Origin of the sequence: Ottowia sp. VDI28 (assembly GCF_049532675.1) — a bacterium.
GTDB lineage: Bacteria > Pseudomonadota > Gammaproteobacteria > Burkholderiales > Burkholderiaceae_C > Ottowia.
Genome location: NZ_CP149820.1, coordinates 4,814,923 through 4,827,084, shown reverse-complemented (window position 1 = coordinate 4,827,084; position 12,162 = coordinate 4,814,923). Strand labels below are relative to the sequence as shown.

At 62.7% G+C, this 12,162-nt stretch carries 9 protein-coding genes and 1 pseudogene; 6 read left to right on the top strand and 4 right to left on the bottom strand.

From position 1 onward, the window contains the following. The first annotated feature begins 303 nt into the window (after window positions 1-303). The 3 genes from WJU18_RS23010 to WJU18_RS23000 are packed head-to-tail and all read left to right on the top strand — an operon-like array spanning window position 304 to window position 3,557. On the top strand, window positions 304-1,755 hold the full coding sequence (locus WJU18_RS23010) for a DUF2868 domain-containing protein (RefSeq protein WP_423455872.1): 1,452 nt from the start codon (window positions 304-306) through the stop codon (window positions 1,753-1,755). Beyond that, entirely contained in the window at window positions 1,748-3,187 is a 1,440-nt protein-coding gene (locus WJU18_RS23005) for a GTPase/DUF3482 domain-containing protein (RefSeq protein ID WP_423455870.1), read from the top strand. The genes WJU18_RS23010 and WJU18_RS23005 overlap by 8 nt, the downstream gene beginning before the upstream one ends. Before the next feature lie 49 nt (window positions 3,188-3,236). After that, the gene (locus tag WJU18_RS23000) at window positions 3,237-3,557 is read left to right on the top strand and encodes a hypothetical protein (RefSeq protein ID WP_423455869.1); all 321 of its coding nucleotides are present in this window, start codon (window positions 3,237-3,239) and stop codon (window positions 3,555-3,557) included. 40 nt (window positions 3,558-3,597) lie between these two features. Here the strand turns inward: WJU18_RS23000 and yegQ are convergent, their stop codons facing one another. Next, on the bottom strand, window positions 3,598-4,980 hold the full coding sequence (yegQ, locus tag WJU18_RS22995) for a tRNA 5-hydroxyuridine modification protein YegQ (RefSeq protein WP_423455867.1): 1,383 nt from the start codon (window positions 4,978-4,980) through the stop codon (window positions 3,598-3,600). Between the two features lie 153 nt (window positions 4,981-5,133). On the opposite strand from yegQ, the gene WJU18_RS22990 reads away from it, so the two are divergent. From WJU18_RS22990 to WJU18_RS22980, 3 genes and pseudogenes are all read left to right on the top strand, one after another. Then, window positions 5,134-5,532 carry a hypothetical protein gene (locus WJU18_RS22990; RefSeq protein WP_423455865.1) on the top strand — a complete coding sequence of 133 codons (399 nt, stop codon included), beginning with the start codon at window positions 5,134-5,136 and terminating at the stop codon, window positions 5,530-5,532. Between the two features lie 35 nt (window positions 5,533-5,567). Further along, a complete protein-coding gene (locus WJU18_RS22985) occupies window positions 5,568-5,729 on the top strand; it encodes a hypothetical protein (RefSeq protein WP_423455863.1) in 162 nt (53 codons plus the stop codon). A gap of 292 nt (window positions 5,730-6,021) precedes the next feature. Further along, window positions 6,022-8,909 (top strand): annotated as a pseudogene (locus WJU18_RS22980) (aconitate hydratase). Window positions 8,910-9,002: 93 nt separating this feature from the next. On the opposite strand, the gene WJU18_RS22975 reads toward WJU18_RS22980, so the two are convergent. From WJU18_RS22975 to WJU18_RS22965, 3 genes are all read right to left on the bottom strand, one after another. Continuing rightward, window positions 9,003-10,262, bottom strand: coding sequence for a CaiB/BaiF CoA transferase family protein (locus WJU18_RS22975; RefSeq protein WP_423455861.1), 1,260 nt, complete (start codon window positions 10,260-10,262; stop codon window positions 9,003-9,005). A gap of 3 nt (window positions 10,263-10,265) precedes the next feature. Further along, entirely contained in the window at window positions 10,266-11,237 is a 972-nt protein-coding gene (locus WJU18_RS22970) for a Bug family tripartite tricarboxylate transporter substrate binding protein (protein ID WP_423455859.1), read from the bottom strand. A 65-nt stretch (window positions 11,238-11,302) separates the two neighbouring features. After that, on the bottom strand, window positions 11,303-12,037 hold the full coding sequence (locus WJU18_RS22965) for an enoyl-CoA hydratase/isomerase family protein (protein WP_423455857.1): 735 nt from the start codon (window positions 12,035-12,037) through the stop codon (window positions 11,303-11,305). Window positions 12,038-12,162: the final 125 nt, after the last annotated feature.

The following is a 12,162-nucleotide window of genomic DNA, read 5'->3' as shown; positions in this document are numbered from 1 at the left end:
CCCCTCTCCCTCTGGGAGAGGCTGAGGCAGACGTACCTGCCGACTTGAGCTCCAGAATTGCCCTGGTATCGTCATTCCGGCGAAAGCCGGAATCCAGGGATAGCAAGCACGGACACCCAAGTGTTTGCAGTGGGCTTGAAGCGAGTGGAATGAAAGCCAGGGATTGAGTAGTCATCGCGCCACGTAACCCTGGATTCCGGCTTTCGCCGGAATGACGAGGCAGTTGGCCTATCGAAAAGCAAAAGGCAGGTTCGACGGCAACTCGTGCCCCGACCCCAGGCACCTGCTCGGCATAATCGCGCAGTGCCTGTTCCAGACTCAGTTCCCCGCCGCCCCGCGCTCGCCACGGCAGTCATTGCCGGCACGGTGGCACTCATCGAATCCTCCGGTCCGCTCGACGACCGGGCAGAGTTGCGGCTGGCGCATCGGGCGCAACCGACGCGTGCTGCCCAGTTCATGGAACGGGCCTGGCTTTTGGGCGAGCGCCTGGGCCTGCCGGCTGAACTGGCGCGCTGGCGTCATGTAGGCCTTATCGTGATCCTGATGCTGGCGGCGCTGGTGGCCTTGTCGGCACTGGGCACCGCCCGTGCCGTGGTGGGCGATGCACGCAGCATCAACGCCATGGCCGCTTTCATCACGTTGCTCGGTCTGCATTTGCTGACACTCGCCCTGTGGCTGCTGGGCTTGTTATGGCCGGGTGCTGCAGCCAGTCTGTCCTTGGGCAGGCTGGCGCTGTGGCTCACTGCGCGTCTGCCACTGGAGCGCGGCCCACATTCTTTTTCCGTGCTGCGCGCCGTCAATCGCCTCCTGAAGAGGCACAAGCTGCTGCCATGGGCATTCGGGGTGGTCAGCCACACCATCTGGGCGCTCGCGTTCGGCTTGATTCTGGCCGTGCTCGCCTTCGGCTTTGCCTTTCATGCCTATCGCCTGAGCTGGGAAACCACCATTCTCAGTGCTGATTTTTTCCAACGCTTCGTCCATCTGACGGGCTCGTTCCCTTCCATGCTGGGCTTCGCGGTGCCCGATGCCGCTGCCATACAGCGCGCCGGCGCCAGCAACCTGCAGACCCTGGGCGAAGCTGCCGCGCAGAGTGAGTGGGCCTGGTGGCTCATGGGCTGTGTGTTCACCTACGGCCTGCTGCCGCGCGTCTTTTTGGCGCTGCTCAGCTATGCGCGCTGGCGTGCAGGTGTGGCCCGCATGGGTAAGCCAGACAGTGCGGATCCCTATGTGCGCGCCGTTTTTGCGCGGCTGGATGCGCTCGACCCGCCGGTGGTCACTGATCCGGAGCAGCGCCCTATCCAGGTGGCGCAGCCTCACCGGACCCCCGGCGACGCTGCGGTGCCGGGTACGCTGGCAGTGATCGGGTTCGAACTGCCGCCCGAGGTGCCCTGGCCGCTTCCGCCAATATCGGGTTTGCCGGATGGCGCCGAAGGAGAGCTGGTACTGGTTGAGCGCATTGCGGGCTCTGCTGCCGAAAGGCAAGAGGTGATCTTGGCGCTGGAGCAGGCCCGGCCCTGGAGCCTGTGGGTGGTCTGCCATGCAGCCTCCAGTCCTGACCGTGGTACCGCGCGCTTTCTGCGCGAGGTTGCTCCGGTGGCCAGGCAATGCCATCTGCTTCTCGTGGCGGAGGAGGGCGGCGCAGCTCCTGCGGAGACCGAGAGTACCCGCCGCTGGGCTGACTGGCTGGCTGCCGAACGGCTTGATGCCATAAAGTTAGCACCAGAATCCTCTGAGCTTGACCAATCACATGCCTGAACCGATCCGTATCGCCGTCGTAGGCCACACCAATGCCGGCAAGACATCGCTGCTGCGGACGCTGACCCGCCAGGTCGATTTCGGCGATGTGTCCGACCGGCCTGGCACCACGCGCCACGCGGAGGCGATCGATCTCAAGGTGAATGGCGCGCCGGCCGTGCGATTCACCGATACACCGGGGCTTGAAGACTCTGTGGCCCTGCTGGAATTCCTGAACCGGCTTCCCGGTGACTCTCGCCCGGAGCGCGTGCGTGCCTTCCTGGCCGGCCCGGAGTCGCGCGAGACTTTCGAGCAGGAGGCCAAGGTGCTGCGCACCTTGCTGGAGCAGGCGGATGCGGCCATGCTGGTGATCGATACACGCGAGCCGGTGCTGCCCAAATTCCGGGCGGAGATCGAGATCCTGACCTGGTGCGCCAAGCCGGTGATGCCCGTGCTCAACTTCGTGCGCGCCCCGAACAGCCGGCGTGAGGAGTGGCGCCAGGTTCTGCTGGAAAGCAACCTGCACGCACAGGCCGAATTTGACGCGGTAGCGCCTTTCGTGGGGGCCGAGCGGCAGCTGTATGGTGATCTGGCCACCTTGCTGCAGGGTAGGCGCCAGCAGCTTTCCGATATCGTCGATTACCTCGCGCTGGAGGCTGCGGACCGCCGCCGTGCCGCCTGCCGTATAGCCGCCAGCGGCCTGGTAGATGTGGCGGCCATGCGCCGGCAGATCAGCGCCGACGATTTTTCCACCGAACTGCGCCGCACCGAGTTCGTGAAAGCGCTGCACGATGACGTCGGTGCCCATGCACGCCGGACGGTCGACGAGCTCCTGCAGGTGTTCGCATTTCGGCGCGGCGATGCCGAGGTGGCGCGCCTGCCGCAAATGGCGGCCCGCTGGGAAGACGATCTTTTCAATCCCGAGACCCTGCGGGAAGTCGGCAAGAAGCTCGGCCTGGGCGCCGTGATCGGTGCCGGCATCGGCGTGGTGGCCGATGTGGCCCTGGCGGGCCTGTCACTGGGGGCGGCGACCACGCTCGGGGCTACCCTTGGCGGGGCCATCAGCGGCGGCTGGAAGCCGCTGTGGCGCAAACTTGAGAACCGTCTGAGTGGCGTGCAGGAGTTGACGGTGGAGGACGCTGTTTTGATGCTCCTGGCCGATCATCTCCTGCAGTTGATCGGCGCCCTGGAGCAGCGCGGCCATGCCGCCATGGACAAATTGCGCCTTGCACCGGGGCGATCAGCTGACCCGGCCGGCGATCTGCGCGAGGTCGTCCGCGCCTTGGAGCCGGCCCGCGGCCACCCTGAATGGGAGCATGGCCAGCATGCCAGGCGCCGTGCTGAAGATGACCGGCAACAGAGTCTGGAAGAGGTTGCCCGCCACTTGGAAAGCCTAATGCCAAAGTACCCATCGGGAAATGCGCTTGCTCCTTTGCGGACTTTGTCTGCTTGACAAACGGCGCCAGACAGGCAGACTGAGGCCGAACTGCCCAAACTGCCCCATGAGGAACACCGCCATTCTTCTAGCCGCCAGCCTGCTCGCCTCCGGGGCATGGGCGTCGTGCTACACGGTCCTGAACTCAAAGGGCGAGGTGCTTTCCGAATCGCCCAACCCTCCGGTGGACATGTCCTACCCTCTGCACCTCACCGTGCCCGAGCGGTTTGGGCCGGGCGCCACCCTGGTGTTCGGCATTGCTGACAGCAATTGTGGTTCGCAGACTGATCGGTTCGGCGCAGTCCGCCTGACCAACGCGGTTTATCCGGCCGAGAGCGCCATGCAGGTGCGCCCTGGCATGCGTCCTCCACGGCACGATCGGCAATAGCGCTCAAGTCCAGGGCCAGGGGTGGTTAGGCCCAAATCGTTCAAGCCGGCGCCTGGGTCAGCCTGGCAATCAAGGCATTTTCGACTTGCCCTGCCACCGGAATCCGTACCCGCAACGGATTTCCAGCCGCTACCTCGATGGATGCGCCTTCAAGGTTTTTCATGGTTTCCAGCTTGATGGTCCGGTTGCCGCTGGGGTGAATGATTTCCAGCCAGTCCCCCACGGCAAAGCGGTTCTTTGTTTCCACTTCGGCCCAGCCGTCTGCCACGCTCTTGACTTCGCCCACGAACTGGCTGCGCTGCGTGACCGAATGGCCGGTTTCGTAGTTCTGGTAGTCGTTGGCCGGCCGGCGCTCCAGGAAGCCGCTGGTGTAGCCCCGGTTGGCCAAGCCTTCCAGTTCCGTGATCAGGTTCGGGTTGAATGGCCGGCCCGCTACGGCGTCATCAATGGCGCGGCGGTAGACCTGTGCGGTGCGAGCCACGTAATAGAGGCTCTTGGTGCGGCCCTCGATCTTGAGTGAGTCGACGCCAATTTTCGTCAGCTTTTCCACCAGCTCGACAGCACGCAAGTCCTTGCTGTTCATGATGTAGGTGCCGTGTTCATCCTCCATGATCGGCATCAACTGGCCGGGCCGGCCCTGTTCCTCGATCAGGTAGATCTTGTCCGCGGCCGGGTGGCGCTGGCCACTGCCGCAACTGGAGAAAGCGCTTTCCTCGGCTTCCTGCTGCGCGGCCGCGAAGTTGAAGCCCTGCAGTTCGCCGGCTTGCGCCATGGCCTCGCCCGTGTTGGGATCCACCTCGGCATCATGGGTCTTGTAGTTCCAGCGGCAGGCGTTCGTGCAGGTCCCCTGGTTGGGATCGCGCCGGTTGAAATAGCCTGAAAGCAGGCACCGGCCGGAGTAGGCAATGCACAGGGCGCCGTGCACGAAGACCTCAAGCTCCATGTCGGGGCATTCCTGACGGATATGGGCCACTTCGTCCAGGCTCAACTCGCGCGAGAGAATGATGCGCGCCACGCCCATTTTCTGCCAGAACTTCACCGCAGCCCAGTTGGTGGTATTGGCTTGCACCGAGAGGTGAACGGGGATGTGCGGCCATTTTTCGCGCACCATCATGATCAGGCCCGCATCGGCCATGATCAGCGCGTCAGGGTTCAGTTGCACCACGGGTTCCAGGTCGCGCAGATAAGTGCGGACTTTGTCGTTGTGCGCCAGCAGGTTGCTGGTCACGAAGAACTTCTTGCCGCGGGCGTGCGCCTCTTTGATGCCGGTGGCAATCTGTTCCAGCCGGAACTCATTGTTGCGCGCGCGTAGGCTGTAGCGCGGCTGGCCTGCATAGATGGCATCTGCGCCGAAATCGTAGGCGGCGCGCATTTTGTCGAGGCTGCCGGCGGGCAGCAGCAATTCAGGGGCTCGGAGCGTCATAGCCTCTATTGTCCGCGTTCTGGGGCCAAACGTATCGATTGCCTAAGCCAATTGGCTGACTGGCTGGGCCGCTGCGGGCTGGCTTACCATGGGCGCCTCATAGTTTTTTGTGGAGAGCATGCTTTGACACCCTCGCGAATCCTTCTGTCGGCCTTGCCGATCCTGCTGGCAGCAAGCGGCGCCGCCCAGGCACAGAGCACCATCAAGCCCGGCCTGTGGGAAAGCAAAATCGTCCGGATGACCATGGATGGCAAGGATGCGCTTGCGCAGATGAACGCCGCCCAGGAGCAAATGCGCCAGGCGTTTGCCAAGATGCCTCCCGAGCAGCGCAAGAAAATGGAGGCGATGATGCCCGCGCAGAGCGGGGACAGCGGCACTCACCGCATATGCATCAGCCCCGAGATGGTGGCGAAGGACGGCGCCCTGGTCCCCGCCCTCAGCGTGCAGAGTGTGATCCGCCAAAGGTTTCCAAGAGCGGCAACCGAACGAGTTTTGAAGCCGTGTGCAAGCAGGTGGGAGGCGGCCAGACGGTTTCCAAGGGGGAAATCCTGATCGACGGAGATCTGGCGAGCTCGAAGATCGAAGCCGTGAGCACCGACCGCGCTGGCGCGCGGCACACCACGCAGACCGAAACGCAGATGAAGTTCGTGAGCAGCAACTGCGGTTCGGTCAAGCCCATCGATCAACTCATGAGCGATCTCAAGGCTCAGGCAGGTGCGATGTCCGGCGCTGCGCCGGCGAAAAAGTGAAGCTGGGGCTAGGGCGTGTCATCAATTAAAGCCCCACGCGCTGACTTGCCCGAGCCGAAACTCCCGCTTTCTTCCGGTGGGGTGCGATAACGACGCACTGCATACCCATTGCGGTGGCAGACTTGAAGCGCTCCTGACACAATAATCGTCAGAGCATCACGGGAACCAAGTCGGCACTAGCCGTCTTCCCGCGAAGGCGGGGCCACTCCCCGCTGATTCCAGCGCCCCTGGATTCCCGGCTGTGCGGGAGCAATGGGGCGAAGGCATCGCTTCAAAACCGAAGGAAAATGCCATGGCTACCCAAAAATCCCACGCTTTCGCTTCCGCACGCAAATCGTTCATAACCGCTTCGGGCAAATCAGGCCGACTCTTTTCGCTGCCTGCCCTGGCCCGGAAATACCCCAATGTGAAACGCTTGCCGGTGTCGCTGCGCATCGTGCTCGAATCGGTGCTGCGCCACTGCGACGGCGTCAAGGTTTCGCCCGAGCACGTGGAGCAGTTGGCCAACTGGAAACCCAATGCCCCCCGCACCGACGAGATTCCCTTCACCGTAGCCCGCGTGGTGCTGCAGGATTTCACCGGCGTGCCGCTGCTGGCCGATCTGGCTGCCATGCGCTCGACGGCGCAGAAACTGGGCAAGAATCCCAAGAAAATCGAGCCTCTGGTGCCCGTTGATCTGGTGGTTGACCACTCCGTCATGGTCGACTACTACGGCAAGAAAAACGCGCTCGATCTCAACATGAAGCTCGAATTCCTGCGCAACCGCGAGCGCTATGAATTCATGAAATGGGGCATGCAAGCCTTCGACACCTTCGGTGTGGTGCCGCCGGGCTTCGGGATCGTGCACCAGGTCAACCTGGAGTACTTGGCGCGCGGCGTGCACAAGACCAGGGAAGGCGTCTATTACCCTGACACCCTGGTAGGCACCGACAGCCACACCACCATGATCAACGGCATCGGCGTGGTGGCCTGGGGCGTGGGCGGCATTGAAGCCGAGGCCGCCATGCTCGGCCAGCCGGTTTACTTCCTTACGCCGGACGTCGTCGGCTTCGAGCTGAAAGGCCGCCTGCGTGAAGGCTGCACCGCCACGGACCTGGTGCTTACCGTGACCGAAATGCTCCGCAAGGAGAAGGTGGTTGGCAAATTTGTCGAGTTTTTCGGCGAAGGTACCCGCACCCTGTCTTTGCCAGACCGCGCAACCATTGGCAACATGGCGCCGGAATACGGTGCCACGATGGGCTTTTTCCCCGTTGATGAGCGCACCATTGAATACTTCGAAGGTACAGGCCGTACCAAGGCCGAGATCGAGATGTTCGAGGCCTGGTTCAAGGCCCAAGGGCTTTTGGCGTTCCCAAGGCGGGCGAGATCGATTACTCCAAGGTGGTTACGCTCGATCTCGGCGATGTCACGCCCAGCCTGGCCGGTCCCAAGCGCCCGCAGGACCGCATCGAGCTTGGCCATGTGGCCAACCAGTTTGCCGCGCTGTTCAGTATGCCCATGAGCGACAACGGTTTCAACCGCCCTGAGAGCGAACTGCACCGGCGTGTGGAAGTACGGCGCGACAACGACCCCGATCGCCACGAGCGCGCACCCGCCCCCAAGGCCACTCCGGCCGGTGCCCCACGCGCAGTCGTCGAGATGGTGGCCAACAAACCCACGCTCGAATCCGCTCTGGCCGAGGCCGATGTGGTGGAACCCGCTTCACCCTACGCCTACACCCTGGGTAACGGCGATGTGCTGATCGCCGCCATCACCAGTTGCACCAACACCAGCAACCCGAGTGTGTTGCTGGCGGCGGGCCTGCTGGCCAAGAAAGCCGTGGAAGCGGGCCTGAAGGTCAAGCCGCATATCAAGACATCGCTGGCTCCCGGCTCGCGCATCGTCACGGAATACCTCACCGAAACCGGCCTGCTGCCTTATCTGGAAAAACTCGGCTTTGCCGTGGCAGGCTATGGCTGCACCACATGTATCGGCAATGCCGGAGATCTGGCGCCGGAACTCAACGAAACCATCTCCCGCAACGAACTCGTGTGTGCGGCCGTGCTCTCAGGCAACCGCAACTTCGAAGCCCGCATCCATCCCAACCTCAAGGCCAACTTCCTCGCCAGCCCCCCGCTGGTGGTGGCCTACGCCATTGCCGGCAACATGATGGTGGACCTCATGACGCAGCCCGTGGGCAAGGGCAAAGGCGGCAAGGATGTCTATCTGGGCGATATCTGGCCCACGAGCGACGATATCCAGAAGCTGCTTAAGTTCGCCATGAAGGGCAAGGCCTTCCGGGCAAACTACAGCAAGATCGCGACAGAGCCGGGCAAGTTGTGGGAAAAAATCGAAGGTGTCACCGGCGATGTCTACAACTGGCCCAGCAGCACCTACATCGCACAGCCGCCTTTCTTCGACGGATTCGCGCTGGACGGGGCCACGGGCGGCCAGCCGGTCTCGAGCTCGGTGCAAAGCGCGCGCATCATGGCGCTGTTTGGTGACTCGATCACCACTGATCACATCTCGCCTGCCGGCTCCATCCGCGAAAGCTCTCCCGCAGGGGTTTGGCTGGTCAAGCATGGGGTGCAGAAGGCCGATTTCAACAGCTATGGCGCACGCCGCGGCAACCACGAGGTCATGATGCGCGGTACATTCGCCAATGTCCGCATCAAGAACTTGATGCTGCCCGCGTTGGAGGATGGCAGCCGCGAGGAGGGCGGCCTGACCTTGCTGCAACTACCCGGCGATCAGCAGGGGGCCAAGGAGTTCATCTACGACGCCGCCATGAAGTACATGGATGCAGGCGTTCCCACCGTGGTTTTCGCGGGTGAAGAGTACGGCACGGGCTCCAGCCGGGACTGGGCGGCCAAGGGCACGCAACTGCTGGGCATCAAGGCTGTCGTGGCCAAGAGCTTCGAGCGCATCCACCGCAGCAACCTGGTGGGTATGGGCGTCTTGCCACTGCAATTCAAGAACGGCGAATCCTGGGAAAGTCTGGGGCTCAAGGGCGACGAGCAGATCGACATTGTCCCCGCTGCTGATCTGGCGCCGCAAAGCGATGCGCGCATGGTCATTACCCGCGCCGACGGTTCCAGGCAGGAAACCACGCTGACCTTGCGTATCGACACCCCGATCGAGGTGGACTACTTCCTGAACGGAGGCATCCTGCCCTACGTGATGCGGCAACTGCTGGCCTAAAGCCAAAGGGCTACCGGACGCGCTCCCTCTAATAAGGAAGAGCGCGGCCAGGGAGCGCCGCCTTGGGGGCGCTCTGGGCGCATGGATGCGCTCTTAGATCACCTTGGCCTCCCGCAGGCGATCGACCTCGGCGTCGCCAAGCCCCAGCAGTCCTTTCAGGATTTCGTCATTGTGCGCGCCCAGCGTGGGGGCGGCGGCTGGCTGAGCTGCCGGCGTGCCGCTCATTTTCGGCACGACGCCCGGCATCTGGACCATGCCCGCCACGGGGTGTTCGACCCCAATGATGTTCTCGCGTGCGTTGTAGTGGGGGTCTTCGACGATGTCTTCCACTGTGTAGATCACGGAGTAGGCGACGCCGGCACCGTCAAGGATCTCCCGGATGTCCGCGGTGTCGCGGGATCGCATCCACTGTGCGACGGTGGCATTCAGTTCCTCGATGTTTTCGAATCGCGATGAGTGCGTGGCGAACCTTGGTTCGTCGGCCAACGCGGATTGGCCGATCGCGGCACAGAGCTTGCGGAACAGGGTGTCGCCGGATACTGTCAGAACGATGAACCGGCCATCGCGCGTCTCGAAGTTGTCGCCAGGCGCTGCTGCCTGGTGGACATTCCCTGTGCGTGCGCGGCGTTTGCCGAGCGCGCTGTATGAGCCGACCATTGAATCGGTGTAGCGGAACATGGTTTCGTACAAGGACAGGTCGATGTGCTGGCCTGGGCCGCCGCGATCACGATGATAGAGCGCCATCATGACCGCGAAGGCGCCCATGGTCGCGGTCGAATAGTCGGCGACCGAAATGCCTAGCCTCACGGGCGGCCGGTCGGGGTAGCCGGTGATGCCCATGACGCCGCTGAAAGCCAGTCCCATGCGATCGTAGCCCGCGCGCTTGGCATACGGGCCGGATTGGCCGAAGCCGGAGACGCTGAGCATGACGAGGCGGGGGTTCACCTCGGCCAGGCGGTCATAACCGAGATTCCAGCTTTCCAGCGTTCCGGGGCGGAAGTTCTCGACGATCGCGTCCGCCTTTGCAACCAGGCTCAACAGCAGATCCTGGCCTTCCTTCTGGCGCAGATCGATGGTCACGGATTTCTTGTTGCGCCCTTCAAGACACCACCACAGGCTTTCGCCGTTCTTGAAGGGGCCCAAGCCGCGCAGAGTATCACCCCCGCTGGGCTGTTCGACCTTGATGACTTCGGCGCCGAAGTCGGCCAGGAATGTACAAGCTACCGGCCCGGCGACCATCGTGCCGATGTCAAGAATTCTCAGATTGGAAAGGGCGCCCGGCGCGGGAGAGCCGGGCAGGGGAGGGAGGGCCGTATGGACCATGGAGTGAGGGGAGTACGGGTTCGGTGCCATCACCTATTCGACGGAAGCCCCGGACGCACGGACGGCCTTGCCCCAGCGTTCGATCTCGGAGGCCAATCGCTCTTTGGCTTCATCGGCGGAGTTGCCGATGATGTCCCAGCCGCGGCTGTTCAGGCTTTCGCGCGTCTCCTTGTCGGCAAGCGCATGCATGGCGGCCGCGTTGAGCTTCTTGACGACATCCGCAGGAGTGGACGAGGGCACGGCCAGCGACATGGAGGAGAGGGCCTCGAAGCCTGCGTAGCCGGATTCGGCAATGGTCGGAACGTTAGGCAGCGAAGCGTCCCTTTTCTTGCCGGTGATCGCCAGGGCGCGCAGTTTCCCTGCATCGATGTGCGGCTTGAGCAACGTGATCGTGTCGAGCTGGAATTGTGTCTGGCCCGCGAGCAGGTCGTTCATGGCGGGCGCGCTTCCGCGATAGGGGACATGGGTGAACTTTGCCCCCGCGGCCACGGCCAGCATCTCGGTCGCAATGTGAGGCGACCCGCCGCTACCGGAAGAACCATAGCTCAGCTTCCCGGGCGCTTGTTTGGCCGCGTTGACGAGATCCCCCAGGGTTTTCCAGGGCGAGCTGGGATTGACCACCAGCGCAAGCGGGCCGGAGACAATATCGACGACCGGGGTCAGATCCTTGAGCGTGTCGTAGGGCAGCTTCTTGACCAGCGTGGCGTTGATATAGAACGGCGTGGCCATCCACAGCATTGTGTAGCCGTCTCCTGGGCTCTTGGCGACCGCCTCCGTTCCGATGACGGTACCTGCGCCTCCTTTGTTTTCGATTAAAACGGGCTGGCCGAGATTCGCCTGCATGCCCTTGGCCAACAGACGGGCGACGATGTCGGAACCACCTCCAGCTGGAAAAGGCACCACGATCTTCAGCGGCCTGACAGGGAAGTTGTCGGCAAGCGCTGGCGCGAAAGCGGAAATCAGTGTCAGTGACGCCATGCATTTGAGCAGAGTGCGCGTTTTCATCTTGTCTCCAGTGTGGTTGTTATGAAGGCTGGGAATGCCCGGCGTTTGCCGGATGTCTGTGGTCGTCAGGCGCCCGTGAACTGCGGCGCGCGTTTTTCCCGGAAGGCCGCACGGCCCTCCTGAAAATCCTGGCTGCCCGTGATCACGAGGTTGTCCCTGGTCATGCTGGCAGCGATTTCCGCCGGGCCTTTGGGTAGCACGTGGTTGTTCACGATGCGCTTGATGGAACGCAAGACCAACGGAGCCAGCCGCGAGAGTTCATGAGCCATCGCTATGGCGGATTCCTGTTGTTGGCCTGCGGGTACGACCTGGTTCACCAGCCCCATCTCGTAGGCCCGCTGCGCACTGGTTTTGCGGGCCAGATACATGACTTCCATCGCCGCCTTGTGCGGGATGCGGCCCGCCAGCGCGCAGATCATCCCGCCGGTCAAGCCCAGAGTGGCTTCGGGGTACCAGAAGGTCGTATCGTCCGCGGCCACACAGAGATCGGCCATGGCCGCCATCACGACCCCTCCGCCTACGCACCAGCCCTGAACCGCTGCGATGACGGGCTTGTCGGTGGTGATGCCTACCGTCGGAACGCAGCGCCAGAACTCCGGCAGATCGTTGATGTCCGCGCCGGCCGTGAAACTGCGTCCCTCGGCAGCCAGCACCGCTGCTTTCTGGGGTGAGGCATCGAATTCCTTGAAGGCCTGTTCGAGGCCTTTGGCCACGCCATTGCTCAAAGCGTTCAGTTTGTGGGGGCGATTGATCGAGATCACTCTGACGGGACCGTCGTCTCGCACGATGAGTTCATCCATGGCAGTCAAGCTCCTGTGATTGTCATCGGGTAATTCCTTTCGGAAAAATAAGTTGTTCCATATTTGAGAACATCATTTCTCAAATATGACACTGCTGAAGGAGAAACGCAATAGGGGATAACTCG

Bases quoted from the DNA above. Each gene is read 5' to 3' on its own strand.
- WJU18_RS22975 (WP_423455861.1), bottom strand. From the start codon at position 10,262: ATGGCACCGAACCCGTACTCCCCTCACTCCATGGTCCATACGGCCCTC.
- WJU18_RS22965 (WP_423455857.1), bottom strand. From the start codon at position 12,037: ATGGATGAACTCATCGTGCGAGACGACGGTCCCGTCAGAGTGATCTCG.
- yegQ (WP_423455867.1), bottom strand. From the start codon at position 4,980: ATGACGCTCCGAGCCCCTGAATTGCTGCTGCCCGCCGGCAGCCTCGAC.
- WJU18_RS23000 (WP_423455869.1), top strand. From the start codon at position 3,237: ATGAGGAACACCGCCATTCTTCTAGCCGCCAGCCTGCTCGCCTCCGGG.
- WJU18_RS22970 (WP_423455859.1), bottom strand. From the start codon at position 11,237: ATGAAAACGCGCACTCTGCTCAAATGCATGGCGTCACTGACACTGATT.
- WJU18_RS23005 (WP_423455870.1), top strand. From the start codon at position 1,748: ATGCCTGAACCGATCCGTATCGCCGTCGTAGGCCACACCAATGCCGGC.